The sequence below is a fragment of the Actinomadura alba genome, assembly GCF_014323705.1.
In the GTDB taxonomy this organism is placed as follows: domain Bacteria; phylum Actinomycetota; class Actinomycetes; order Streptosporangiales; family Streptosporangiaceae; genus Actinomadura_C; species Actinomadura_C alba.
The window spans coordinates 14523-40518 of record NZ_JABVEC010000020.1; the positions used below are offsets into that span (position 1 = coordinate 14523).

The 25996-nt window shown below is 69.4% G+C and carries 21 protein-coding genes, 1 pseudogene and 1 riboswitch; of the genes and pseudogenes, 10 read left to right on the forward strand and 12 right to left on the reverse strand.

The annotated features are described in order from the left end of the window. The first annotated feature begins 128 nt into the window (after positions 1 to 128). Positions 129 to 404, forward strand: a complete 276-nt coding sequence (locus HKK74_RS24380) for a type II toxin-antitoxin system TacA family antitoxin (protein WP_187245665.1) — start codon at positions 129 to 131, stop codon at positions 402 to 404. Then, on the forward strand, positions 401 to 907 hold the full coding sequence (locus tag HKK74_RS24385; RefSeq protein ID WP_187245666.1) for a GNAT family N-acetyltransferase: 507 nt from the start codon (positions 401 to 403) through the stop codon (positions 905 to 907). The genes HKK74_RS24380 and HKK74_RS24385 overlap by 4 nt, the downstream gene beginning before the upstream one ends. 45 nt (positions 908 to 952) lie before the next feature. On the opposite strand, the gene HKK74_RS24390 is transcribed toward HKK74_RS24385, so the two are convergent. After that, complete coding sequence (locus tag HKK74_RS24390; RefSeq protein ID WP_187245667.1) at positions 953 to 1468, reverse strand: PadR family transcriptional regulator; 516 nt, start codon at positions 1466 to 1468, stop codon at positions 953 to 955. Positions 1469 to 1525: 57 nt separating this feature from the next. Here HKK74_RS24390 and HKK74_RS24395 point away from each other — a divergent pair, with 57 nt between their 5' ends. Next, on the forward strand, positions 1526 to 2941 hold the full coding sequence (locus HKK74_RS24395; protein WP_187245668.1) for a carotenoid oxygenase family protein: 1416 nt from the start codon (positions 1526 to 1528) through the stop codon (positions 2939 to 2941). A gap of 42 nt (positions 2942 to 2983) precedes the next feature. On the opposite strand, the gene HKK74_RS24400 is transcribed toward HKK74_RS24395, so the two are convergent. From HKK74_RS24400 to HKK74_RS24410, 3 genes are read right to left on the reverse strand one after another with little or no spacing between them, the layout of a single operon-like run. Beyond that, positions 2984 to 4024, reverse strand: a complete 1041-nt coding sequence (locus tag HKK74_RS24400; protein WP_187245669.1) for an ABC transporter ATP-binding protein — start codon at positions 4022 to 4024, stop codon at positions 2984 to 2986. Continuing rightward, positions 4021 to 5532, reverse strand: coding sequence for an ABC transporter permease (locus HKK74_RS24405; RefSeq protein ID WP_187245670.1), 1512 nt, complete (start codon positions 5530 to 5532; stop codon positions 4021 to 4023). The genes HKK74_RS24400 and HKK74_RS24405 overlap by 4 nt, the downstream gene beginning before the upstream one ends. Positions 5533 to 5537: 5 nt before the next feature. Further along, entirely contained in the window at positions 5538 to 6554 is a 1017-nt protein-coding gene (locus HKK74_RS24410) for an iron ABC transporter substrate-binding protein (RefSeq protein WP_187245671.1), read from the reverse strand. 77 nt (positions 6555 to 6631) lie between these two features. Between HKK74_RS24410 and HKK74_RS24415 the strand changes: the two genes are divergently transcribed. Together HKK74_RS24415 and HKK74_RS24420 are read left to right on the forward strand one after the other, a co-directional pair. Next, complete coding sequence (locus HKK74_RS24415) at positions 6632 to 9205, forward strand: AMP-binding protein (RefSeq protein WP_222722684.1); 2574 nt, start codon at positions 6632 to 6634, stop codon at positions 9203 to 9205. A 237-nt stretch (positions 9206 to 9442) separates the two neighbouring features. Further along, entirely contained in the window at positions 9443 to 9874 is a 432-nt protein-coding gene (locus tag HKK74_RS24420; RefSeq protein ID WP_187245673.1) for a helix-turn-helix domain-containing protein, read from the forward strand. 8 nt (positions 9875 to 9882) lie between these two features. Here HKK74_RS24420 and HKK74_RS24425 read toward each other — a convergent pair whose 3' ends face one another. Further along, a complete protein-coding gene (locus HKK74_RS24425) occupies positions 9883 to 10071 on the reverse strand; it encodes a hypothetical protein (protein ID WP_187245674.1) in 189 nt (62 codons plus the stop codon). Positions 10072 to 10436: 365 nt separating this feature from the next. Between HKK74_RS24425 and HKK74_RS24430 the strand changes: the two genes are divergently transcribed. Next, positions 10437 to 12554 (forward strand): sialate O-acetylesterase, encoded by a 2118-nt coding sequence (locus HKK74_RS24430; protein ID WP_187245675.1) that lies wholly within the window; start codon positions 10437 to 10439, stop codon positions 12552 to 12554. A gap of 58 nt (positions 12555 to 12612) precedes the next feature. On the opposite strand, the gene HKK74_RS41020 is transcribed toward HKK74_RS24430, so the two are convergent. From HKK74_RS41020 to HKK74_RS24440, 3 genes are read right to left on the reverse strand one after another with little or no spacing between them, the layout of a single operon-like run. Next, on the reverse strand, positions 12613 to 12741 hold the full coding sequence (locus tag HKK74_RS41020; RefSeq protein WP_281397996.1) for a hypothetical protein: 129 nt from the start codon (positions 12739 to 12741) through the stop codon (positions 12613 to 12615). Between the two features lie 8 nt (positions 12742 to 12749). Next, positions 12750 to 12941, reverse strand: coding sequence for a hypothetical protein (locus HKK74_RS24435; protein WP_187245676.1), 192 nt, complete (start codon positions 12939 to 12941; stop codon positions 12750 to 12752). A gap of 26 nt (positions 12942 to 12967) precedes the next feature. Next, positions 12968 to 13495 (reverse strand): hypothetical protein, encoded by a 528-nt coding sequence (locus tag HKK74_RS24440; protein WP_187245677.1) that lies wholly within the window; start codon positions 13493 to 13495, stop codon positions 12968 to 12970. Positions 13496 to 13698: 203 nt separating this feature from the next. Between HKK74_RS24440 and HKK74_RS41555 the strand changes: the two genes are divergently transcribed. Continuing rightward, positions 13699 to 16314 (forward strand): helix-turn-helix transcriptional regulator, encoded by a 2616-nt coding sequence (locus HKK74_RS41555; RefSeq protein WP_187245678.1) that lies wholly within the window; start codon positions 13699 to 13701, stop codon positions 16312 to 16314. A 61-nt stretch (positions 16315 to 16375) separates the two neighbouring features. Here HKK74_RS41555 and HKK74_RS41025 read toward each other — a convergent pair. Continuing rightward, positions 16376 to 16582: pseudogene (locus tag HKK74_RS41025) on the reverse strand (DEAD/DEAH box helicase); the annotation flags it as partial. Positions 16583 to 16676: 94 nt separating this feature from the next. Here HKK74_RS41025 and HKK74_RS24455 point away from each other — a divergent pair. Continuing rightward, a complete protein-coding gene (locus HKK74_RS24455) occupies positions 16677 to 17309 on the forward strand; it encodes an NYN domain-containing protein (protein WP_187245679.1) in 633 nt (210 codons plus the stop codon). A 345-nt stretch (positions 17310 to 17654) separates the two neighbouring features. On the opposite strand, the gene HKK74_RS41980 is transcribed toward HKK74_RS24455, so the two are convergent. The 3 genes from HKK74_RS41980 to HKK74_RS24470 all read right to left on the reverse strand — a co-directional run bounded on the left by HKK74_RS41980 (position 17655) and on the right by HKK74_RS24470 (position 23220). Then, on the reverse strand, positions 17655 to 17984 hold the full coding sequence (locus HKK74_RS41980) for a PDDEXK-like endonuclease domain-containing protein (RefSeq protein WP_187245767.1): 330 nt from the start codon (positions 17982 to 17984) through the stop codon (positions 17655 to 17657). Between the two features lie 30 nt (positions 17985 to 18014). Then, positions 18015 to 18821 carry an SAM-dependent methyltransferase gene (locus HKK74_RS24465; RefSeq protein WP_187245680.1) on the reverse strand — a complete coding sequence of 269 codons (807 nt, stop codon included), beginning with the start codon at positions 18819 to 18821 and terminating at the stop codon, positions 18015 to 18017. Positions 18822 to 19128: 307 nt separating this feature from the next. Continuing rightward, positions 19129 to 23220, reverse strand: coding sequence for a S8 family serine peptidase (locus tag HKK74_RS24470; protein WP_281397999.1), 4092 nt, complete (start codon positions 23218 to 23220; stop codon positions 19129 to 19131). Positions 23221 to 23312: 92 nt separating this feature from the next. Between HKK74_RS24470 and HKK74_RS24475 the strand changes: the two genes are divergently transcribed. Together HKK74_RS24475 and HKK74_RS24480 are read left to right on the forward strand one after the other, a co-directional pair. Continuing rightward, positions 23313 to 24269, forward strand: a complete 957-nt coding sequence (locus tag HKK74_RS24475) for a helix-turn-helix domain-containing protein (RefSeq protein WP_187245682.1) — start codon at positions 23313 to 23315, stop codon at positions 24267 to 24269. Between the two features lie 44 nt (positions 24270 to 24313). Continuing rightward, positions 24314 to 24429, forward strand: a riboswitch (SAM riboswitch). Between the two features lie 88 nt (positions 24430 to 24517). Next, a complete protein-coding gene (locus tag HKK74_RS24480) occupies positions 24518 to 25765 on the forward strand; it encodes an aminotransferase class V-fold PLP-dependent enzyme (RefSeq protein ID WP_376771553.1) in 1248 nt (415 codons plus the stop codon). Positions 25766 to 25996: the final 231 nt, after the last annotated feature.

Below are 25996 nucleotides of genomic sequence, written 5' to 3' on the forward strand. Positions count from 1 at the left end.
CATCGCACCCTTCGTGATGCCGCTCCGAAATAACTGAATGTATTCGATCACTTACAAGACCGATGCGAACTCTCCAGTGCCGAGCTACGCTCTTTCTCATGGCTGCACAACGTACGTACAATCTCCTCATGGGGACCAAGGACGAGCGCATCAACCTTCGGGTCGATGCCGGCCAGAAGAGCCTGCTCGAAGCGGCGTCCGAAGCAGAGCAGACCAGCGTGTCGGCCTTCGTCCTGTCTGCCGCTACCGCGGCGGCATCGAATGTGCTCGCCGACCGCCGTGCGTTCATCCTCGACGAACAGGCGTGGACCGCGTTCGACGCGGCCTCGAAGCAGCCCGCGCGAGAGGTTCCGGGTCTCCGCCGGTTGATGACGGATCCGACCGTGCTCGACCATGTCGAGTGAAGCTCTCTCCCGTAGAACCGCTGACCCGTACCCACCAGATCGACGAGTTCGACTGCGGTTCCGCCGCCCAGAGTGAGTGGTTGCGGCGTTACGCGCTGCAGGCGCACGCATCGGGTGGCTCCAGGGTCTACGTGGCCAGCGATCTCAGCACCGACCGGGTGGTCGGTTACTACGCCCTGGCAGCCGGTAGCGTCGGAAGAGCAGATTGCCCCCGGCGTCTTCTTCAGGGCGCTGGTGGTTACGACCAGCCGGTGATCCTGCTGACCCGCCTCGGAGTGGACCGTGGCACCCAGGGAGCCGGACTCGGCAAGGCCCTACTCGTAGACGCCCTCCACCGGGTCAACGCCGCCGCGGACCTGATCGGCGTCCGAGCCCTCCTGATCCACTGTGAGAGCGAGAGCGCACGCGCCTTCTACCTGAAGCCGGCGCAGTTCGACGAAAGCCCCACAGACCCCCTGCATCTACTGCTCCTACTCAAGGATCTTCGTAAAGCCCTCACGTGATGGCGCGGACGGTCATCCAGTCTCGCGGCCCGTGGATGCACGATCCTATTCGGCTACGTTCTTCCAGAACCGGATGAACTGCTGCTCCAGGCCGATTCCGGCTTCCAGCGCGTGTCTCATGCCGGGTGGCAAGCCCTGCTCCGTGATGTCGAATTCCTGCCGGGTCTGTTCGTACTCGGCGAGTTTCTGCTGGTGTGCGGCCAGCTGCGCCGCGGCAAGTTTCTTCGGGTCGCCGCCGAAGAAGAGCTTGAGCGTCGCGGGGTCGCGTGCCTCGTAGAGCTCGGAGGACGGTTCCGCGCGCCAGGCGTTGAGCTCGGCGAGGCCGTCGTCGGTGAGCCGGTAGAGGCGGCGGCGCCGCCCGGTCTGCTCCCGCTCCTCGTGCAGTAGCCCGGCCTTCGCGAGGCGCTCGGCCTCGGTGTAGAGCTGGGTGTGCGGGAGGGCCCAGAAGTTGACCACGCTCTTGGCGGAGAACAGCTTCAGGTCGTAGACCGTCGCCGGCTGGCAGTGCTCGACCAGGCCGAGGATGACGTACGACGTGGTCGTCAAACGGACCGTTGACATGCACCTGAGGCTAACGTACCTTCCGAATGGTTCAGTCCGTACCATTCGAGGTGAATCGTGGGACGTACCGCTGAGCTCGGCCTGAGAGCCCTGCACGACGAGATCGCCCTGGACGACCTTCCGGTCAGCGGTGAACTGCCCGGCTGGCTCACCGGATCGTTGCTGCGCACCGGACCCGCCGTCTGGGAGATCGGTGGCGACCGGCTGCGTCACTGGTTCGACGGGCTGGCGATGCTGCACCGCTTCGCGTTCTCCGACGGCCGCGTGTCCTATGCGAACAAGTTCCTGGACAGCGAGGCGTACCGCGCCGCGCGGCACAAGGGCCGGCTCACCTCACGTGAGTTCGCCACCGACCCGTGCCGGTCGATCTTTCAGCGCGTGCAGTCGCTGTTCTCGACGACCGCGACCACGGACAACGGCAATGTGAACATCGGAGTACTCGGCGACCGGTTCCTGGCCATGACCGAGAGCGCGCTCCCGGTGGAGTTCGACCGCCGCACTCTCAAGGCCGCCGGCGTCGCCTACCAAGCGCCCGGCCAGCTCTCCACCGCGCACCCGCACCGCGACCGCGCCACCGGCGCCATGCTCAACTACGCCGCCAAACTCGGAGCGAAGAGCAGCTACCGGTTCTTCCGTGTCGACGCCGAAACCGCACGGCCCGAGGTCGTCGCATCGATACCCGTGCGGGAACCTGCCTATATGCATTCGTTCGGACTCACCGAACACTGGTTCGTGCTCGCCGAGTTCCCGCTGGTCGTCAATCCTGCCGGCCTCGCCTTGTCCGGCAGGCCCTTCATCGAGAACTACCGATGGAAGCCCGAACGCGGCACCCGGATCACGCTGATCGACCGCGAGACCGGAAAGGTGGGTGGCACGTTCGCCGCGGATCCGCTGTTCGCCTTCCATCATGTCAATTCCCATGAGGATGGCGATGAAGTCGTGGTCGACGTCTGCGCCTTCGACGATGCGCAGGTCATCAAGGACCTCTACCTCGATCGCCTGCACGGCTTGATGCGCGATTCCGCTGGTGCGGATGCGCTTCAGGCGGCACACCTCACCCGGTTCCGGCTGTCACCCGGCGATTCGAGTGTGATCACCGAACGGCTGAGCGAAGAGCCGCTCGAGTTTCCGCGAATCAACACCGGCAGGTGTCAGGAACGTCCTTATCGCTACGTGTGGGGAAACGGGCAGGGCAGCGGCTGGTTCGATCGCATACTCAAGGTCGACATCGCCGACGGCACCGCCATTGCCTGGAGCGAACCCGACTGCTTCCCGGCCGAGCCGGTGTTCGTCCCCCACCCCGAAGGCGTCGAAGAGGACGAGGGCGTGTTGCTGTCGATCGTGCTCGACGCCAAGCGCGAAACCTCGTACCTGCTCGTACTGGATGCCGCCACGCTCGAGCAGATCGCCCGCGCCGAGGTTCCGCACCACATCCCGCATCACTTTCACGGCGGCTTCACGTCGAAGTCGTGAACCAGATGCCGAACCTACCTGGGTGATCGCCGGCAGGTCTGGTCAGGGATGGAGGGTGGCCTGACCAGTGATGCGGATACCGGTCCGGTCGCCGGGGCGAAGGGTGACGTGACCGCCGATGCGGATGTCGACGGGCGTGTCGAGGTCGTCAACGGTGACGGTGATCAGGGCGTCGTGGCCGTAGTAGCGGATGTCGGTCACGGTCCCGGCGGGCACGGCTTCGCCGGGTTCGGTGAGCCGCAGCTGTTCGGGCCGCAGAAGCACGGTGCCCTGAAGGGCTTCGGCGAGCGCGTCGGTGGGCTCGCACAGCTCCACGGTGCCGAGGGCGGTGGTGGCCGTACCGTTCACGGCTGTGCCTGGGAGGAGAACGGCGTCGCCGACGAAGCCGGCGACCCACGGGTCGGCGGGGCGGTTGTAGATGTCCTGGGGGTGACCGCGCTGCGCGACGCGCCCGTTGCGGACGACGGCGACGAGGTCGGCCATGGACAGGGCCTCCTGCTGGTCGTGGGTGACGAGGACGGCGGTGGCTCCGATGTCGCGAAGGGCGGCGCGGACATCGGCGCGCACCCCGGCGCGCAGGGCGCTGTCGAGTGCGTTGAACGGTTCGTCGAGCAGGACCAGCGCGGGTTCGGGGGCCAGGGCACGGGCCAGGGCGACGCGCTGCTGCTGTCCGCCGGACAGTTCGTGGGGCATCCGGTCGCCGTATCCGGCCAGGCCCACCAGGTCGAGCATCTCCTCGGTACGCCGGCGGCGTGCGGCCCGATCGGTCACGCCGAACGCGACGTTGCCGGCCACGCTCAGGTGAGGGAACAGCGCACCCTCTTGGGGCACGATCCCGATGCGGCGGCGTTCCGGGGGGATGTGCGTTCCGGGGCCGGTCAGGGTGCGTCCACCGACGGTCACGGTTCCCGCGTCGGCGCGCAGAAAGCCCGCGATGATGCGGAGCAGAGTGGTCTTTCCACAGCCCGAAGGGCCGAGTACGGCAGCCAGCGAGCCGCTGGGGACGGTGAGGTCGAGTCCCTGCAGGACGGTCATGTCCGGGCCGTACGCCTTGGTCAGGCCCTTGATCTGCAGATCGGTCATGTTCGCTGTTTTCCGAGAAGGTAGGAGGGAACGGCTGCGAGCAGGATCAGCGCAGCGGCGTACGGGGCGGCGTCGGCGTAGGATCCGACGCCGGTCTCCGTCCACAGCCGGGTGGCGAGGGTGTCCATACCGGTGGGACGCAGCAGCAAGGTGGCCGGCAGTTCCTTCATGCAGACCACGAAGGTCAGGGCCGCCCCGGCCGCGACCCCGGGTGCGGCCAGCGGCACGGTCACGTCCCGCAGGACGCGCAGGGGACCACGGCCGAGTGAGCGGGCGACGTCCTCCAGCACGGGCGGGGACTGCAGGACGGCGGCGCGGGTGGCGGCCACCGCGACGGGCAGGAACAGCACCGCGTAGGCGCAGACCAGCAGCGGCAGTTCCTGGTAGAGCGGGTTGGCGTAGCGGACCGCGAAGAAGACCATCGAAAGCGCCACGGTGATCCCGGGCAGGGCATGCCCGGCGTAGGCGGCCTGCTCCAGCAGGTCGGCGGTCCGCCCCCGGTAGCGGGCCGCCACCACCCCGACAGGCAGAGCGAGCGCGGTGGTGAGCGCGGCCCCGGCCGCGGCCACGCCGAGGGTGACGCCCGCGGTGTTCACCAGCCCGGCGGGATCCCAGGCGGCGAGGTTTCCGGCCGCCAGCCAGTAGCCGAGGGTGGCCAGCGGGAAGACGACGGCGGCGGCGACGATGGCCCCGCACCAGGCAAGTGCGGGGATCGTCATCCGCCCGAGGCGGACGGGGACGGCGGGGCGGGCGGTTCCGGATCCGGTTCTGGAGTGCCCGCGCCGTCCACGGGTGCGCGTCTCCAGGGCGACGAGGGCCACGGTCATCACCACCAGGACGACGCTCAGGGCGGCGGCCGGAGTGCGGTCGAAGCTGGCTCGGTAGGAGGTGTAGATGCCACGGGTGAAGGTGTCGTAGCGCATCAGCGACACCGCACCGAAGTCCGACAGGGCGTACAGCGCGACCAGCAGCCCTCCCCCGGCCGCGGCCGGTCGCAACTGCGGGAGGGTGACCCGCAGGAAGGTCCGCACCGGCCCGTGCCCGAGGGATCTGGACGCCTCCTCCTGCGCGGGATCGATCCCGCGCAGGGCGGCGGCGACCGGCAGGTAGACGTAGGGATAGCTGACCAGGGTCAGCGCCACCGCGGACCCGGTGAACCCGGCGAGTTCCGGCACCGCGGACAGCCAGGCGAAGGCCGCCACGTAGCTGGGCACGGCCAGCGGCAGGGTCGCCACCACGGACCATGCGCGGACGCCGGGCAGCGCGGTGCGCACGGTCAGCCAGGCCAGGGAGATCCCCAGGACCAGGCTGGCCGCCACCACCGCGACGGCCAGCCCAAGGCTGCGGCCGAGGAGCAGGGCGGTTCCCTCGGTGGCCGCGACTCCCCAGGCGAAGCCGAGGCCACGCTCCAGCGAGCGCACGGCCAGATAGCCGAGCGGCAGCAGGGCGAAGGCCCCGGCCAGGCACGCCGGTGCGAGCAGGACCCAGGGGGCGCGGGCTGTGGTCATCTGGGTCAGACCATCCCGGCTTCCCGCAGCATCGCCAGGGTCTCCTGCAATGAGTCGAGCTTGCCGAGGTCGATCTCGGGCGCCTTGAGAGACTCCAGCGGCGGTAGGCCCGGGACCGTGCTGGTGACCCCGGAGGCCAGCGGGTACTCCTTGGTCTTGTCGGTGAAGTAGGTCTGCGCCTCCTTGGAGAGCAGGAAGTCGACGGCCTTGACCGCTACCGCGCTGTGGTCGCTGCCCTTGAGCACGCCCACGCCCGCCACGTTGATCAGCGCGCCGGGGTCGCCGCCGGGAAGATAGTGGAGCTTGGCGGTGACCTTGTCCGCGCCCTTCTCGGCGACCTTCTCGTACCAGTAGTAGTGGTTGAGCAGACCGAGGGAGACCTGCCCGGTGTCCACCGCGTTCAGCAGGGCGAGGTTGTCCTCGTAGGGCTTGATGTCGTTGGCCTTCAGGCCCTTGAGCCAGTTGCGGGTGGCCTCGTCGCCGTCGAGGACCCGCATGCCGGTGACGAACGCCTGGAAGGAGGCGTTGGTCGGCGCGTAGCCGATCTTTCCCTTCCACTCCGGCTTGACGAGGTCGCGCACGCTGTCAGGCGCCTTGGCGACCTGGGAGGGGTTGTACGCCAGCACACGGACCCGGCCGGAGACGCCGACCCACTCTCCCGCGCTCGCGCGGAACTGCCCGGCGACCTTGTCGAGGGTCGGTTGGGGCAGCTTCTCAAGACGCCCCTGCTTGGCCAGGGCTCCGAGCGCTCCGGCGTCCTGGGAGAGGAACAGGTCGGCCTTGGTCTTGTCGCCCTCCTCCAGGAGTTGCGCGGACAGTTCCGCGCTGGTGCCGTAACGGACCTCGACCTTGGTGCCGACGGACTTCTCGAGCTTCTCGAGCAGCGGTTTGATGAGTCCCTCGTTGCGGCCGGAGTAGATGACGAGACCGGCCTCCCCCCCGACACCGCAGGCCGTCCCGAGGGGAAGCAGGAGGGCGGCGACAGCGAGCGCGGAGACACAGCGGGTCAGGGCGTTGCGCATGGGGACCTTCCTAGGGGGCTACGGTCCGATCTAGGTACATATTGGCATAGAGGTTAGCCTTACCTAAAATGCGCTGGGTGAGAAATTCCCACCCGAATCCGAAGACCGTCCCGTTCGCCGGCGAACTCGCGAAGCACGCGGATCGAACGGCGGTCATCACCGCGGACGGCACGCTCTCCTACCGCGAGCTCGCCGCACGGGTGGCGGCCACCGCCCAACGCCTCGGATCCGAACGGCGACTGGTCCTGCTCGCCGGCTCCAACACGGTCGACACGCTCGTCGTCTACCTGGCGGCGCTGGCGGCCGGCCATCCCCTCCTGCTCGTCCCGCACGACCGTCCCGAAGCCGTGCGGTCGCTGGTCGCCGCCTATGACCCGGACATCGTGGTGCACCCGGACGGCGTCCTCGACGAGCGGCGTGCGGTCTCCGCACACATGCTGCATTCCGACCTCGCGCTGCTGCTGAGCACGTCCGGCTCGACCGGCTCACCGAAGCTCATCCGGTTGTCGCACGAGAACCTGCGGGCGAACGCGGCGTCCATCGCCGATTATCTGGGCATCCGTGACAGTGACCGTGCCGCCACGACCCTGCCCATGCACTACTGCTACGGCCTGTCGATCATCAACAGCCATCTCCTGTGCGGCGCAGCGCTGATCCTCACCGACCTCTCGGTTGCCGATGCCCGCTTCTGGGATCTGTTCCGCGACGCGCGGGGCTCCACTCTCGCGGGCGTCCCGTACACCTTCGACCTGCTGGACCGGGTGGGCTTCGAAGAGATGCGGCTTCCGCACCTGCGGTACGTGACCCAGGCGGGTGGCCGGCTGCCGGCCGACCGGGTGGAGCGCTACTCCGCGCTCGGCCGCCGGCGAGGCTGGGACCTGTTCGTCATGTACGGCCAGACCGAAGCGACCGCCCGCATGGCCTACCTGCCACCGGATCTCGCGGCGTCCCATCCCCAGGCGATAGGCATCCCGATTCCGGGCGGGTCCTTCCGGCTCGAGCCGTTGCCGGACTGGCCCGACCCCGACACCGGCGAACTGGTGTACTCGGGGCCGAACGTCATGCTCGGATATGCCGAGAGCCCTCCCGACCTGGCCTTGGGCCGTACCGTCGAGGAGCTGTCCACCGGCGATGTCGCGCGACTCGGCCCGGAAGGGTTGTACGAGGTGGTGGGACGGCGCAGCGGGTTCATCAAGCTCTACGGACTGCGGATCGACCCTCATCGCATCGAGACGATGCTCGCGCGCGACGGGCTGATCTCGTGCTGCACCAGCGACGACGAAGGGCTGGTCGTGGCCGTGACCGGCGATGTGGACGCCGGCCACATCAAACGGTTGGTCGCGGCCGAGTGCGGCCTACCCGCCCGGGTGGTCCGTGTGCACGTCCTGGCCGAGCTGCCTCGGCTCCCCACGGGCAAACCCGACTACCAGGCCGTACGCCGGCTGACCGGCCCAGAACCCGTCTCCACCACGGACCTGTGCCGCCTGTACGCACAGATTCTCGACCGACCCGACGTCACCGAGGACAGCAGCTTCGTCAGCCTGGGCGGCGACTCCCTGTCCTATGTCGAGATGTCCCTGAGACTCGAGAAAACGCTGGGGTCGTTGCCCGCGGACTGGCACACACGACGCATCCGCGACCTCCGGCGTCCGGTCCGGCGCGCCAGATGGCGCACTCTGGAGACGAGCCTGGCCCTGCGCGCCGTCGCGATCGTCCTCATCGTCGGTTCGCACATCACGATCTTCACGATCCGGGGCGGCGCGCACGTGCTGCTGGCGGTGGCGGGCTTCAACTTCGCCCGCTTCCATCTCACGTCGGCCGACCGGCGCGACCGCCGCCGGCACGTGCTGAGCGGCCTCGCGCGGATTGCCGTGCCGAGCGTGGCCTGGATCGCGCTGGCGGCGCTCGTCACCGACGACCACCACCTGGGCAACGCCCTCCTGCTGGAAAGCGCGCTCGGACACAACAGCAACTATTGGTTCGTCGAGGTCATCGTCTACATCTTGATCGCCATGGCCGCGTGGCTGAGCGTCCCGGTGCTGGACCGGGCGGAGCGGCGCTCTCCCTTCGGGTTCGCCCTCGGCGTCCTGCTGCTCGGGCTGGCCGCCCGCTTCGACCTCTTCGGGCTCTTCGACCTGCCGTCCGCGATCTCCGCCCTCTGGATGTTCCCGCTCGGCTGGGCCTCGGCGAAGGCGAGCACCTCGGGGCAACGGCTGCTGGTCACCGCGACTGCTCTGGCCACGGTTCCGGGCTACTTCGGCTCAGGCGAACTGGCCCGGGAGACCATCGTCATCGCCGGCCTGATACTGCTGATCTGGGTACCGGCGCTGCCGAGCACGGGTTCGTTCAACCGCCTCGCCGGTCCGCTGGCCGCCGGCTCGCTGTACATCTATCTCGTCCATTGGCAGATCTATCCGCTGCTCGCGGACCATTCGCAGCTCCTGGCCCTGCTCGTCTCGCTTGCGTGCGGCGTGGCCTATGCCGCCATCACTACGAGCGTCATGCGGTACGCCGCTTCGAGATCATTTCTGCGTCGCCGCCACGACCCCGATGGACCTGGCGATGCCCGCCGACCACGAAACCCACCCAACGCCGAAACCGGACACGAAAGGTCCCCAACTATGCCGGTGGAAAAGGGTGGGGGCGGGTAGAGGCCGAAGTCCGATGGGAGCCAGCGGATTTGCCGAAGAGCGCCAGGGCGGGGCGTAGTGCTCGGCGTTGTACGGCTCGATCTCCCGGTAGCCGGCCGAGCGGTACATCTCGATCGCCTCGGTGAGGTTGCGATTGGTGTCCAGCCGGACGGCGGTCCAGCCACGGCTCCTACCGAGGCGAGGCGGATGTGGAGCACCGTCTCACATGGGCGTACCATATATGTTACGTTTCTCCATGTGGAGGTGAAGATGATGGTCAGCGCGTTCTGGAGCGATCTGGCGGCCGATCTGGAGGACCCTGAGTTTCTCCGGGACTACGTACGCGAGTCCGTCCGCATCGCCACGGTGGACTCGATCATCAACGCGCTGGACGACGCGCGGATCTCTGAGGGGATGTCGAAAGCGGAGTTGGCCAGGGCGATCGGTGCGGAGCCCGCCGTGGTGCGCCGATTGTTCGCGGCGGGCAACTCGACCCCGAATCCGACGCTCGGCACGCTCGTCGATCTTGCAGCGGCAGTGGGGCTGCGCATCCGGGTGGAGCCCCTTCCGGACGAGGAACGGCAGGCCGTCACGGAACCATTGCGCACTGGCCGCGTGGCCGAAGCGAGCATCAAACGGCTGGCCCAGTTGCGGCAGACGCCAGGTCGTGGGGCCGTCCGGCCGGCCTGACACCCCGCTCAAGCGACCGACCGTGGATTACGGGCCAGGTACTCCTGCCCGAGTTTCCGCACACCGGCGTAGTCCGCAGGGCTGAGCCTCGTCCGGAACGGCTTGTCCAGGCCGGTCACGATGACGAGCAGCGGCTTGTCGGTGTCTTTGGCCTCATAGTCCAGCAAGCAGTAGAGCCGGTAGTGGTGTCTGCCCATACCGGCGAAGGCAATCCACGACTACCTGCGGGGGACCGAACGGCGTAGCGGCGATAGATCGGATGCCTTGGCCTGGAGAGCATGACGTGGCCGGCCTCCGGTGGCGATCACGGTGAACAGATCAAGTCGCTCCTCGCCGGCTTCCCATCGCACGCGGAGCCTGCAGTCAAGGCGATATCGCGAACTGGCCACATGTCGCCACGGCGATGATCGCCCCCTTGACGAGTGACCTCCGGCAACTCATTCTACGTCTGACGTCCTACGTCCGATGTGCGGAGTTTATCGTGAAAAAGCTCTTACACGAGGTTTAGCCCGCTGTGTCGTATCGGTCACCACCCCGCCGTCTTCGTCACGGGAGCCGAACCATGTCATCGTTGCCAGCCTCCCTACCAGCCCGCGTGTGCGCCACTCTCGCCGCCACGCTGGCCCTCATGTCGATGCCGTCCATTGCCTCCGCGTCTGCCGAACCGTCCGTCGCGTCCGCGCCGACCGGGGCCGACACCCAGTGTGAAGCGAACGTGCCGGACGCCGGCGGGTTCACCCCGGTGCTCGGCATCGACCTGCCGGCCAGCGCAAACTGGCTGAACCAGACGCCCCAGTACAGCTTCGACCGGACCGCCGATCTGACCACCGGCTTCGACCGGGTCGGCTACTGCCTGGAACTCGACGGACCCAATGGCCCGCAGTGGGTGTGGACGTCAATGGAGGCGTTCACCACCGACACGCACCGACTCGGGTTGCCGACGATGTCCGGCCAGATCACCCGGCAACGGGTCGACGACCTGGACGTCCGCACGAACGTTCCCGGCGTCACCACAGGCACCGGGCAGACCGGCTATCTGGAGATGTGGCCGAACCGGTACGCGAGCGGTGCCAGCACCCAGGTCGCGAACGCCTCCTCTCAGACGTACGACGCCGACGACAGCGTGAACGGCGGTACCCTCGGGCACGGCTCGTTCCAGGTGCACCAGATCGGCCCCACCCGGACGTCCGCCCTGACCCCGAAGACGGTGTTCGCGGTCAACGGCTTCACCCAGTCCCCGCCGTTGTCGATGGGCATCGGCACGAACGCAAGCGGCCAGCCCGACTGGACCTTCGCGAACAACGCGAACAACCACACCACACGTCGGCTGACGGTCTACGCCCGCCCCGACCTGGTCAGCCTGACCGCCGCGCCAAAAGACCGGGAGCTCTATCCGCGGGACGCGGCTGGTGGCGCCTCGGTCCCGGTCAGTGGCCGGGTGACCGACAACCGGGTGAAGGTGGTGCAGCTGTGGGTCTCCACCGGCGGTAGGAGCAGGGTCCACGCGGCACCGGTGCGCAACGGCGCCTTCACCCTCGCACCGCGCATCACCGCCGGCCTGCACGCGTACGACCTGCGACTGCGGGCGGTCGGGGCAGGCGTCGACCGGGAGGTCGCACACTGGACCGACATCGTCTCCGGCGACGCCTACGTCATCCAGGGGCAGTCGAACGCTCAGGCCGCGCGGTACGTCGGCGACTCGGCCGGCGAGGAGTCGCCCTACCTGCGCAGCTTCGGCTCGTCGACCACTGACGCGACATTGTCCGGCGCGGACCGGGTCTGGCACTACGCCACAGGCGACGTCACCTACCAATCCGGCTCTGCCGGGCAGTGGGCGATCCGGATGGGCCGCAAGATGGTCGACACCTACAAGGTCCCGGTCGCGCTGATCAACGGAGCGCACGGCGGCCAGCCGATCGCCTTCTTCCAACGCAATGACGGCGATCCCGACGCCATCGCCACCAACTATGGCCGGCTCCGGCAGCGGCTCACCGCGGCCGGGATCCTCGGCGACATCCGCGGCGTGCTCTTCTATCAGGGCGAGTCCGACAACGACAACGCCGCGGTGCACGTGGCCGGCTTCACCTCGCTACTCGAGGACTGGCGGTCCGACTTCGGCGCGAACATCCCCGGCGGCAGCAAGTACTACACCTACCAGGTCCGTACCTCCCCCTGCGGCAACAGCACCACGATCAACCTCCGCGACGCACAACGCCGGATGGGCGACACCCTCGGCGTCACCGTGCTGTCCACGAACGGACTGTCCGGCCACGACGGCTGCCACTACGCATGGGTCGACGGGTACCGGGAGATGGGCGACCACACCTTCGCCGTCGTCGCCCGTGACCTCTACGGAGGCCCGTCCGCCGGCGTCGCACCGCCGAACCCGCAGTCCGCGGCGTTCAGCAACGCCGATCACAGCCAGGTCACCGTGCAACTGCGCTCCACCGACCCGCTGACCGTCGACCCCGGCAGCGAGGCGGACTTCCAGATCGACGGCAGCACCGTCAAAGTGACCTCCGTAGCCTATGAGGCGGGCGGCAAGCTGGTGCTCACCTTGTCCGGTCCCGCCACCGGCGCGACCGGCGTCAGCTATCTGGCACATCTGCGCAGCGGCCCGTGGATCACCAACGCCGTCGGTGCCGGACTGCTCGCCTTCACCGGCATCCGGCTCGACTGATCGCTCCATCGGTGCGTCGGTGGCCGACCCGCCACCGACGCACCGGTGTACCTGCCGCCTACAACTCCCCAGCGACCCAGGAGATCAGCCAGGCATCCCCCCGACGCGACAGCGCTGCGCACACCACCGCCGCCACCATGGGCGCGCCGCGCTGGGCACGTCGCGTGACCGCCGTTTTGTCGCTCACGATGCTCCTCAGGCGAAGTCGTACTCCCAGTCCAGCTCCCAGACAAGGGTGACGCCGTCGCCGTCGAGTGCAGTGACGATGCGGCCGTTCTCGCTGATCCCGATGCCCCAGGCCTCCTCCGCCTGCCTGCCCAGCACGCGAAGGCGGGCGCCGGTATCGAGGTCCCACACCCGGATCTTCTGGTGGAAGACCGATTTCACCGATCAGCGCGATGAACGCGGCTCACCTATAGACGGCTCTGAAGGAGCTTGCCCAGTCGAATCGCGGTCTCCTGGCGATCGTCCGAGCTTGCGGTTCTCACCTTGATCCCGCAGAAGTCGCCACTACGGCAGGGGAACCACAGCTCGCCGTGGTTGGCGGAGTAGGTGGCGCCGTCGGCCAATCCGCTCACCGGCTCCCCGATCTCGGCTACGGACTCGTACTGGTCCTTGGGCAGTACGGAGGCGAAGATCGCCTCGGTGAAGCCCTCGGGTGCGCCCTCCTTGGCGGAGGTCGCCGTCCAGACGCATCCGCCGAATGTGTAGTCGTGCTTGCCGCCGTCATTCGGGCCGATGGCCTCAGCGACCTCCTCCTTGGTGAGGCGCTTGCAACTCTCGCTGTCTTCGGGGCCTTCCGCACCGGCGCCTCCCGCACTGGGAACACCTCCCTTACCGGGAAGACTCACCGAACCGGAATCACCGCCTCCACACGCCACGACCAATGCCAGAGCACTGCCGAGAATCGCGGCGTGTGCCATCTTGCTGAAGAGCTTCACGAGTCGTCCCTTCGTACGTGCGCCTATGTGGGTGTGACGGCGGGGGACTGGACCGGGTTCGTCCCGCGGGTCCACTCGGACAGCAAGGACTTCAGCACGATCGGGACGTCGCGGTCACGAGTAGTCGACTACCTGTCGTAGGCGGACGGGCGGCCTCGTCCCCAGATGGAAGCTCCCATGTGCTGGTGTGTACGATCCCGGGCGTGGGCCGGGTTTGGCCGTTGACCGGCCGCGTCGAGGAACTACGCCTCATCGACCAGGCGACGTGGCAGGGCGGCGGGCCGAAAGGCGTGGTGCTGGCGGGGGCGTCCGGGGTCGGCAAGACCCGGTTGGCTCAGGAGATTCTGGCCAGAGCAGGCCGGCGAGGCATGGCGACCCGATGGGTGGCCGCGACGACCTCGGCGCGAGGCCTGCCGCTCGGAGCGTTCGCGGGGCTGCTCGGAACCGTCGGTGATGACCCGGCCCGGCTCCTGCGCCAGGGCATCGACTCGCTGCTCGCGGGCACGGGTCGCGCCGGCGTCATGGTGGGCGTGGACGACGCGCACCTCCTTGACGAGGTGTCCGCATTGCTGGTGCACCAGTTGGTGCTGCACAAGGCGGTCACCATGATCGTCACCATGCGCACCCGCGAGCCGGCGCCAGATGCGGTGAGCGCGTTGTGGAAGGACGGACACCTGACACGGCTGGAGGTCCAGCCGCTCTCGGTGCCGGAGACCGGGGCGCTGCTCGAGGCTGTGTTGGACGGGCCGGTGGACAGCGCCAGCATCGTGCGCATGTCCGCACTGACCAGGGGAAACGCACTTTACCTGCGGCATCTGGTCGACGGGGAACTGGAATCGGGCCGGCTCCATTCGGTGGGCGGAGTGTGGCGCTGGCCGGGCGGTGTCACGGTCTCGCCGGGGTTGACGGAACTGGTCGAGGCCCGGATGGGCCGGCTGTCCGAGCAGGTGCGCAACGTGGTGGACGTGCTCGCCCTCGGCGAGCCGCTGGGTGCCGGCCTCTTGACCGAACTCACGGATGCCGCCGCGGTGGAGGAGGCCGAAGCACGCGGATTGGTGAGCGTGGAGCGGGACGGCCCGGCGCTGCGGGCCCGGCTGACCCATCCACTGTACGGCGAGGTACGGCGCGCGGGCATGGGCATGCTGCGGGCCCGCCGGCTGCGGGGCCACATCGCGACCGCCTTGGCGAACACCGGCGGTGGAGACGCCGACGACACGTTGCGTCGCGCCGTACTCAGCCTGGACTCCGATCTCGAACCCGACCCGGTACTGCTCACCGAGGCCGCCGGACGCGCCGTCCAGCTCTGTGACCTGTATCTGGCCGAGCGGATCGGGCGGGCCGCGGTCGCCGCGGGCGGTGGTTTCCAAGCCCAGATGACGGTCGTGTCGGCCGTCGGCGGGTTGGGCCGCCACCCGGACATCAAGGCCGAGATGGCCGCACTCACCGCACTGGCCAGCAACGCGGCCGAGCTGGTCAGGGCCACGGTGAACCAGGTGCTCCATCTGGCGCTGCTGGCCGGCCGGCCGGACGAGGCGGAAGCCGTTCTGGAGACCGCCGAGAAGCGGGTCAGCGCGGACGCCGACCGGGTGCACCTCACTGCGGTGCGGGCCTACCTGGAATCATGCCTGGGCCGGCCGGAGCGTGCCGTACAGGCTGCCGCCACGGCACTGGCCGAGCCGGAACTCCCCGACGAGTCCGTGGTGCTCGCGAGCTGCGGGATGGTGGCCGCGTTCGCCACCCTGGGCCGCGTCGACGAACTCAACCAGGCTGCCGCTCGCGGCCACACGGCGGCTGCCCGATCGACCGAGCTCGCGTTCCTGCGTGTCCCCCTGGCCGGATGGCACATGCTCGGGCTGCGCCTGGCCGGCCACCTGTGCGAAGCGCTCACCGTCGCGCTCGAATGCCGCGAGGCATCCAACGGCCTGGCGTTCGGGACCGAACTCTCAAGTGCGGTGGTGGGAGACGCGGAACTCGCCCGGGGTCAGGTGAACGTCGCTCTGCGCCTCCTCCGCGAGGCCCGCGTCGGCATGGAAGGGCCCGGCAACGCCGGCGGCTTCCTGTACTTCTGCCTATTCTCGACCACCCGAGCGCTCGCCGTTTCCGGTGACGTCGCGGGCGCCCGGCGGGCTCTGGCGGAGCTCTGGGACGCGTGGCATCCCGCGCTGCTGATCCTGGAACCGGAGATGCTGTTGACTCGGGCATGGGTCGCCGCCGCCGAGGGCGTGGTGAGCGAGGCGGTCCGGCTCGCGCATGAGGCGGCGGAGGTGGCCGCCGCCCGTGGGCAGCTCGCACACGAGGTCCTGGCACTGCACACCGCCGTCTGTTTCGGCGACGGTTCGGTCGCCGGCCGGCTCGCCGACCTGGCCACCCGGGTGGCCGGTCCCCGGGCACCAGCCGCTGCGGCACAGGCCGCCGCACTGGCCGCCGACGACGGTGACGCCCTCCGGGCCGCCTCCATTCAGCTCGAGCAGATGGGCGACCTCCTGGCCGCCGCCGACGCCGCCGCGCAGGCGGCCGTAGCCCACACACGACGCGACCAGAAGACGGTGTCCACGGCGGCGAGCGCCCGCGCCCATCGGCTCGCCGAAGCATGCGACGGCGCCCGCACGCCGGCGTTGACAGCCGCGGCCCGGCCGCTGCCGCTCACCACGCGAGAGCGCGAGGTCGTCACGCTGGCCGCCCACAGCCTGTCCAACCGAGAAATCGCCGACCGGCTGGTCGTCTCCGTACGAACCGTGGAAGGCCACCTCTACCGAGCCGGCGCCAAACTCGGGACCAGCAACCGCGCCGAGCTCGCCGCTTTGATTCACCACGGCTGACTACCGACGGCGGTCCTTCGTCCTTGCGCTCGGCCGAGAACGGACCAGCGATCAGGTAGCCGTTGAGACGCTGCGCCTGGTCGGTGGCGAGGGCGTTCATCGGAAACAGCAGGACCGCCTTGACGCCGACCTGGTCCTTAGCCCGCTCGCGGCGGCAGTGGTCGAGCACCGGGATCAGGAACGATTCCGTCTCACCGGAACCGGTCCCGGTCGTGATCAGCGTCGGCTGCGCGGCCGTACGGCGGGTGCTGAGCCGCTCGAACGCCTGCGCCTGGTGCCGGTAGGGCTTGAAGCCCGCAGGCGCCCAGTCGAGCCGCCGCCGCCAGCCCGGCTTTAACGCTGCGTGACGCTATCATCACCCAATGCTGGTCAACGTCTACGTCGACGGGTTCAACCTCTACTACGGCTGCCTCAAGGGCACGCCCTACAAGTGGCTGGACCTCGACGCGCTCTCCCGCCGACTCCTGCCCCGTGATCGGATCCATCGCATCCGCTACTTCACCGCGCAGATCGGCAGACGCCCCGACGACCCACAAAGGCACAACCGCCAGCAATACTATCTGCGCGCCCTTGCAACGATTCCTCACCTTGACCTCCACCTGGGGCGCTTCCAGGAGACGACGACCCGGATGCGCCTGGCCAACCCTCCTGCACAGGGTCCGTGCACGGTCAAAGTGATCAAAACGGAGGAAAAGGGATCCGATGTCAACCTGGCGACCTACTTGCTCGCCGACGCGTTCCGACGGAATTTCGAAACCGCTCTCGTGATCACCAACGACGCCGACCTGGCCGAGCCCATACGGCTCGTCTGCCACGAACTCGGCCTGCCGGTGGGAATCGCCAACCCGCACCCGCCATACAAACGCAGCGTGGCGCTGGAACGGACGACACCGACGTTCTTCAAGCAGATCCGGCCAGGGGCGCTCCGCGACTGCCAGTTTCCCGACACGATGCGCGATCAGCACGGTCAGGTAAGGCGCCCAGTGAAGTGGTGAGAAAAACGCAAGGCCCCGTCCGCTGGACGGGGCCTGCTCCCACCAGCCTAGGCGAGTGGGGCGATGGCCCCCATTGAACTCCATCCGAACTGTACGCGTCAACTCACTCTGAGTATCCGCCCTGCGGCGAAACCGGCCAGCGCGCCGCAGCGAGTGACCACATGGCCGCCGGGCCCCCCGCCACGGCTGCATGAACGAGGACGCCGAAGCTGCCAGAGACGACGTATGCGGGGATGGGGCTCGCGACGCGACACAGCCACTCCAACCCCTCGGCGATCGGCCCACTCTCCCCGCCGTGATCTTGCAGTTGTTCGCGCTCGCAGGGGTACGCGAACAACTGCAAGATCACATCGGCTGCGGCGGCGCCGTGGCCGGGGCGGGTGGCTCAGGTGCATCGTCCTCGCCTGGATGGATGCCGAGCTCATCGAGCAGCGGCCAGAGGTTCGCCATCGCGGCTTCGGGGTCCCGGTAATACACGCTGCCGCGCACTCGCCAGAAACGCCAGCCCAGTCGTTCGAGGACGGTCTGCCTCCGGAGATCGTCCTCCCATTGCTCGGGGCCGTGGAAGCCGTCTCCGTCACTTGGCCTCGGCGAGAAGAGCTCGCAGCTTGTCCACCACGTAGCGGGCGTTGCCGGCTTCGATCGCCGCGTCGAGAGAACGCGCGCTCGTTCGATCTGGACTTCGGCCTCGGCTTGATCGGCGCGTCAGGGTTTGCGGCCGGTTCCGGCGTAGTAGTAGGCGCTGCGCGGATCCTCGACGGTCCGGTCGGGATGCCAGGCCAGCAGCGGCACCACTCCGGGCTCGACGAGGTCGAGCCCGGAGAAGAAACGCTCGACCTCGGCCTGGCTGCGCGGGACCAGAGTGATCCCGGCCTGTGCCGCGGCCTCCACGGCGGCGGCGAGCTGCGCGGGAGCGAAGTCGGCCGTCGGATGGGTGATCGTCAGATAGCTCCCGGACGGCAGCGCGTCGAGCAGGGTGGACACCATCGCCTGCGGATCGTCGCTGTCTTGGAAGTACATCAGGATCGCCACCAACATCAGGGCCACGGGCTGCCCGAGATCGAGGGTCTGCCTGAGGGCCGGGTGAGAGAGCAGCGCCTCGGGCTCCCGCAGGTCGGCCATGACGAAGTCGGTCTTACCGGCCGGTTCACTCGCCATCAGCGCGCGTGCGTGGGTGAGCACGATCGGGTCGTTGTCGACGTAAAGCACACGTGTCTCCGGCGCGATCTGCTGAGTGACCTCATGCAGATTCGGCGAGGTCGGAATCCCCGTGCCGATGTCAATGAACTGCCGGATGCCCGCCTCCTTCACCAGATAGCGGGCGGCGCGCTCCATGAACGCGCGGTTCGCTCGGGCCATCTCCGGCAGGGTCGGGATCGCCCGCACCATCGCATCGCCCAGCGCTCGATCGGCGGCGAAGTTGTCCTTACCGCCCAACCAGTAGTCGTAGACCCGCGCTTCCTGCGGGACGTTGATGTCGATCCCCGCGGCCGAGAAGTCCGGCGTCGTCAACGGTCCTCCAGGAGAGGTCGATGGCCAAAACGATCACACCTTACGCCGATTCCCATCCCTTCATGCCCAGATGCGAAAGACGGCACGATCATCCGGTCGGACCCGGCGAAGCGGCAACACGTTTCCGCGGAAACGCCAGCCTGGTCATCCCGGCTCCACCCGTACAGCCTGGTACTGGCAGTCCACAGGCTGAGGCGCGTACTGCCTGTCCTTCCACGATCCGGACCACCTGGAACTCCTCCCCCAGCCTGCCGAAGCTCGAGGGCCCCACGGGATCAGGCGATCCCGCGGGGCCCGGGGTGCCCTCTCACAGGCGGGAGCGGTGCACTCCGCCCTGCTCGGTGCCCGCGTACAGCCAGCTGCCGTCCGGGCTGACGGCCAGGCTCATCACCGACGTGTTCTGCAGGCCGGATGAGATGTTCGTCCAGGTTCGTCCTCCATCGGCGGAGCGCAGCACGCCCCTCCCACCGAGGCGCAACCCGTTCGCCCAGTGCGCGGTGGTGCCCGCGAACAGTACGTCGGGGTCGCGCGGCGACACCACGAGCGACGACACGAGCAGTCCCAGAGGCGAGGTCTCACCGTTGCGGAACGTGCGGCCGCCGTCGGTGCTCCGGCTGAACGTGGCGCCTGCGGTCACGATCTGCCGCGGTCGCCGGGGGGCAATCGTGATCGCCGACACCGCGCCGTCGGTGACCTTGGCGATGTGCGCACCTCCGTCCTCGGATCGGTAGAGGCCGTCCGGGGTGCCGACCCACACGCGGTCTCCGTCGCGCGGGTCGCCCGCCAGTGCGTCGATCTTGTGCCCCAGGTAGTACCTGCGCCAGGTCTGCCCGCCGTCCCTGGTGACGTACAGTCCGCTGCCCACGGGGCTGGCGAATCCAATGGAAACGTGCCGGGGATCGGCCGGGTGCACCATCAGGGCGGTCGGCGCCTCGGGCGCGGTGGTGACGTCGGACCAGCTCACGCCGCCGTCGGCGGATCGCGACAACCTGAGTCCGCCCCAGGCGTCTGTGCGCACCTTCCACAGCAGACGCGGGTCAGACGGCGAGGCCGCGATCTGCCGGACCGCGGTGCCGATACCCCCTTCACTGGAGTTGCCGCCCCACTCCGGGTTCACGCTCGGTCCGGTCGGCAGTGAGGTCAGATGGGTTTCGGTGTCCGTACCCGCGACCAGTGCGCTCGTGCCGTCCGTCCTTTTCCCCACCGCCAGCGCGTACACGGAGGTGCCCTGTACACCGATGCGGTCGTAGTGGGCGCCGTCATCTCGGGTCGCGTAGAGCCCGGCGTTGCCGGCCGACACCAGCGTGGCGTTCCCGAGCTCGCCGAAGTCGGCGTCGGCCGGGCCCCTGGCCGGCTTGGGCAGCGCACTCCATTCGGCACCGTGGTCGCGGCCGATGCGATCCTGTTGAAAGCCGCCCGCATAGACGTTTTCGCCGACCATCCGCACCGAGAAGACGTACTTGTCGTTGGACGGTGTTTCGTACAGCACCGTCCACGAACGGCCGCCGTCTCGGGATCCGTGCACGATGCCGTCGGAGGTCGCCGTCACCACAAGCTCGGTGTCCGCCGCCACGCCGACCGTGCCCGAATAGCCGGTCGTCTGCAACACCTGCTTGGCGGGCGCGAGATCGTCGCCGGTCACGTCGCGTATCGCCCAGACGCCGCCGTACGCGCTCATGTACAGGTCGCCGCCGGTGAGGGCGGCTCCGGTGATGCCCCTGGGCAGCGTCGCCGCATGCGTGGTCCAGTGCTCGCCCCCGTCATCGCTGCTGACGACCCCGCCGGCGGTCACCGCGACCAGCGCGTCGCCGTCCGACACCAGCGCGTCCACGTGGATGTTGGGGAACGGCAGGGTACGCCAGGTCCGCCCGGCATCCTCGGTGGACAGCACCTTGCCTTCGTAGGTGGGGTCGAAGGCCACAGGTGACGAAGCCTCGGATCGGCCGTTCACGGCGAACCACATCCGCTCGGGATCGCGCTGGTCGACCACGACGGTGCCGGTGCCGCCGGCCACCGGCAGGCGGTTGAGCTGCCGCCATTGGCGGCCCTGGTCGGTGGTGAGCCAGATCCCCGCCTTACCGTCCTGCGTGAGGACGAGCTGGTCGGGTGCGGCCGCTGAGCGCGCGAGCAGGCCGGCCTGTCCGTTCGGTCCCGTCGGCTGCCAGCGGCTGTCGCCCGTCGTCGGCGGGATCACCTCGAAAGCAGTGGTACCGCTGAGCCGCCGCCCTCCGGTCGTGGTGGCGCTCGCCTCGACTTTGTACGTGCCGGGCTTGCTCCCGGTGACCGGGGCCCGGTACCAGCGGTCGTGGTCGAGGGTGGCGCTCACGTCGGTGCGCCGCCCGTCCGGGGCGGTCACCGTGACGACCGGTGGCGCGTTCAGCGCCGCCGGGGCATAGGCGAACACCTCGGAGTTCCCGTCGCTCGGATCCGGGGTGGTGCGCAGCAGCAGCGGCCGGAGCACGAGCAGGTACGGCACGCGCGGCCCGCCGGCCACCGTCACCCAACCGCTGAGATCCGCGTCGGTGTCGGGGCGGACCGCGGTGGCGGTGACGGTGACGGTCGCCGTGCCGCCGGCGGGCACGGTCGTTCTATCCGGAGTGACCCGGACCTGGCCGGGGCTGCCGGGTGCGGCGGTGACGCCGAGCCGCGCCTTGAAGGGTTTGCGTCCCCGGTTGGTGAGCGTGATGGTGGCCTTGACCGTCGTGGTGCGGTCGCGCAGGTCGGCCAGGCCGAACGAGATGGTCGGGGGCTGCGCGGTGACGGACGCGTCCGCGGCGGCGGTCACGTCGAGCCGGCCGGCGCCCTGAGTCGCCGGGCCGGTGCCGGTCAGCGGCTTGGCGGTACCGATGAGGGCGGCCTGGATGTTCTTTGTGCCGAGCTGGCGCAGCAGCGCGGCGGCACCCGCCACGTGCGGGGAGGCCATGCTGGTGCCGGACATCCGGTACTCGCCGTGGTCCCACAGGCTCTTCGGTACGCTCGAACGGATCTCGACGCCTGGTGCGACCACATCGGGCTTGAGCGTGTACCGGCTGGTCGGGCCGCGTGAGCTGAAGTCCGCGATCTGGTCGGTGACGTCCTTGCCGGTGACGGTGATCTGAACCTTGCCCGGTGCGGACAGCCGGCCCAGCGCGGCCCACTGGGTCTCCTCCACTCCCAGTACGACGATCTTGTCCATGCGCAGGTCGTCGCCGGAGGCGAGGGTCGAGGGCGTGGCCGGCTGGGCGCCGCTCCGCGCGGTGACCTGTGGTCCGGCGGAGCCGCCGGAGTACATCAGCGCCGCGATGGCGCCGCGCTTCTCGGCCTCCCGGGCGCGCAGGATGTCGTACCAGCTCGGCTGGTCGGGGAAGCCGGAGTAGGCGACGACCTTGCCGCGGACGTCCCCGACGCGGTCGAAGTCGGCGGGTTCGCCCTGCCCCACGTCGACGAGTGTGCCGGTGAGGGGCTTGGCGGGCGGGCTCGCCGAATAGAGGACACGGGTGGTCTGGAGCTCCTCGCCGGTCTTGGCCAGCCGCGCGGCCGGCATCCGGATGCCGCTGAAGGAGGCTCCGACGGCCACCACTCCGTCGGCGGCGGCCGGGGTGCCGATCGTCTCCGCTCCCGGGCCGGAATTGCCGGCCGCGGCGATGACGGCCACGCCGGACTCGGCGGCGCGGGTGGCGGCCTGTCCGAGCGGGTCGGTGCCGTCGCCGGGGCCGCCGAGACTCATGTTGACGACGTCGGCGCGGTGCGGGTTCGCCGGATCGACGGCGGCCTCCAGCCCGGCGATGATGTCGGACTCGTAGCCGCCGCCGCCCGCGTCGAGGACCTTGTACGAGGTCAGTGAGGCGCCGGGAGCCGTCTGCGCGATGATGCCCGCGACGTGGGTGCCGTGGGCGTTGTCGTCGGTCGGATCGCTGTCGCCGTTGACGAAGTCGTGACCGCCGACCACCTTGCCGGCCAGGTCGGGGTGGGTGGCGTCGACGCCGGTGTCGAGGACGGCCACGGTCACGCCGGAGCCGGTGACGTCGTGGCCCGCCGGGTCCTTGCGCCGCCACAGGTCAGGTGCGCCGATCAGCGAGATGTTCTCGTCGGTGGTGGCCTTCATCGGGAGGTCGGGATGGACGGCCTTCACGCCGGGCAGGGCGCGGACCTTGCCGAGCTGCCGGGCGGGCACGGTCGCGGCGACCGCCGAGACCAGCCGGGAGAACCGCCGGGTAGTGCGTAGGGCGACGCCGGCCTTGCGCGCGCTACCGCTCAGGTCCAGCTGAGCGGCACGCGCGCCGGGTGCGGTGTCGAGTTCGATGATGACCCGCTGATCGGGGTCTGACGGTTCGGCGTGGGCGGGGCCACTGAGTGCAGGGATGAGCGCGGCGAGGAGCGCCGCGGCCACCATCGAGCGCAGCCCTCGGTTCTTGATCATCACCGACTCAGGGTGGCCTGTTGTGACAAGAGTGATCAACAGTTATATGTGGCTCATTGCGGACCCTGGCACATACCGGACACGATGCGGAGATGGTTCAGGACGGCCGGATTTTGGCACCGCTGGATGTGACCGCCTTCGACGAGACCGCGTACCGGGAACTGCTGGCCGGCCCCGAGTCCACCGTGCAGGAGCTGGCGCTGAGGCTTGGATGCGGACCGGACCGGCTGGTCAGAGCGCTGGACCGGCTGCGTGCCCGGGGTCTGGTGAGCCGGCTGTCCGGCCGCCCGCGACGCTATGCCGCTGCCGAGCCGGATGTGGCACTGGACGCTCTCATCCGGGACCAGGAGCAGGACCTGGCCCGGCTACGCAGGGCGGCCACCGAAATGGCCGTGCTGTTCCGCCGGGAGCGCGCCGGTCACGCCGGCGCCGTGGAAATGGTCACCGGGCGGGACGAGGTGGCCCGCAGGTTCATGCGGCTGCAGCACGGGGTCCGCAGAGACATGCGCATGCTGGACCGGCCTCCCTACGCGCTGGACACCACCAATCCGGTCGAGCCGACCGCGCTCCAGCGTGGCGTGCGCTGGCGGGCGGTGTACGCGCCGGAATCGCTCGCGCTGCCGAGTGCGCTCGATGAGATCCACGCGCTGGAGGCGCTGGGAGAACAGGCGCGGGTGGCGGCCGGCATCCCGGTGAAGCTGGCCATCGCCGACGCTGACGCCGCACTGGTGTCGGTCCAGCTGGAGCAGGCCGGCACCGAGGCCGTACTGGTCCATCCCTCGGCATTGCTGGACGCCTTCATCCAGTTCTTCGAGTTCACCTGGGAGCGGGCCGCTCCTTTGGGCGGCTCCCCCGAGTCCCCGCTCGCCAAGGACGACCGGCGGCTGCTGGCCCTGCTGCTCGCCGGTCTGAAGGACGATGCGATCGCCCGCCAGCTCGGGATGAGCACCCGGACCATGCGCCGCCGCATGAAACATCTGCTCGATCTGCTGGGTGCCGACAACCGCTTCCAGGCCGGCGTCCAAGCCACCCGCCGGGGCTGGCTCTAGCCGGGTTTGCGAATACACCCCGTCGTCTGGTTAAGTTCGGGCCAGGTCATGAGTGCCAGCGCCAAGCCCCGGCTCGCTGGCCGGCAACCCTCGCGCTCGCGGCGGGGTGCCCCGGGTGAGGACCAGGTCCGGCACGAGGTGTGCCGGGCAAGCGCGGGCCCCGCCGCACGACGTCATGGCAGGGGTCCCAGGACTCCCCAGGAGGGTCGGCGTTGTCCACCATCATCCCCGCCGTCGCGAAGGCCACCATCGACAAGACCCCGCTCCGGGCACGGCGGGACGAGATCCCCTTGGTGCTGGGCGCCGACCTCGAAGTGCCGCTCAAGGGCGGCGGGCTCGTCCGCTACGCCAATCTCGACTACGCCGCGAGCGCGCCCTGTTTGGAGCCGGTGAGCGCCGCCGTCGCCGCCGCGCTCCCGGCCTACTCGAGCGTCCACCGAGGCGCGGGCTACGCCTCGCAGCTCACCACCGCGAGGTACGAACAGGCCAGGCACACCGTACGGGCCTTCGTCGGAGCCCGCCCCGATGACGCACTGATCTTCACCCGCAACACCACCGACGCCACGAACCTGCTGGCCCGCTGCCTGCCCGAGGGCACCACGGTCGTGGTCTTCGACACCGAGCACCACGCCTCGCTGCTGCCCTGGCCCAAGACCGTACGGCTGGCGCCGCCCACCTCCCCCGGCGCGGCGATCCTGGCCGCCGACCAGGCGCTGGCGACCATCACCGGGCCGACCCTGCTCGTCGTCACCGCGGCCTCCAACGTCACCGGCGAGCTGTGGCCGATCGCCGGGCTGGCCCACGTAGCCCACCGGCACGGCGCCCGGATTCTGGCCGACGCCGCCCAGCTCGTGCCGCACCGCCCGCTCAACCTCGCCGCGCTCGGCCTCGACTACGTCGTCTTCTCCGGGCACAAGCTCTACGCTCCCTTCGGCGCGGGCGCGCTGGTCGGCCGGGCCGACTGGCCGGCCCGGGCGGAGCCGTACCTGCGAGGGGGCGGCGCCGTGACGTCCGTCGCGGAGATCACCGAGTGGAGCGACGACCCCGAGGCGCGGCACGAGGCGGGCACGCCCAACGTGCTGGGCGCCATCGCCCTCGCCGCCGCCTGCGACGCGCTGTCCGCCACCGGGTGGACACCGCTCGTCGAGACGGAGGAGCGGCTGCTGGCCCGCCTGCGCGCGGGGCTCGCCTCGATCGAGGGCGTACGGGAGCTGGCCCTGTGGGGCCCCGACTATCCGCGGGTCGGCATCGTGTCGTTCACCGTCGAGGGCCGCATCGCCCGCGAGGTCGCGGAGCTGCTGTCGGCCGAGCACGGCGTCGGCGTCAGGGACGGCAAGTTCTGCGCGCACCCGTTCGTCCGCCACCTGCTGCGGGTCGACGACGGCGGGTGCGCGGACGCCACGACGGGGGCCGTCCGCGCCTCGATCGGCATCGGCTCCACCGAGGAGCACGTCGACCGGCTCATCGCCGGCGTCCGGAGCATCGCCGCCGGGTGACGGCCGCGCAAGGTCGGTGGCGATCGCCTCGTCCTCGCGGTCGAGGCGGTTCCGGAATGAGCCGCTTTGTCCTATGGTGACGGACGTGATCTTGCTATTTGCCGCCGCGCCCCTCGGCTGGACGCGCCGGACACCCCGGTGCTGACCACGGCCACCGCCAACGCGACAGCCGAAAGCCCCACCACCGCACGGATCGCGTGAACCCCGCACTTTCCGTTGCCCCCGAGAAAG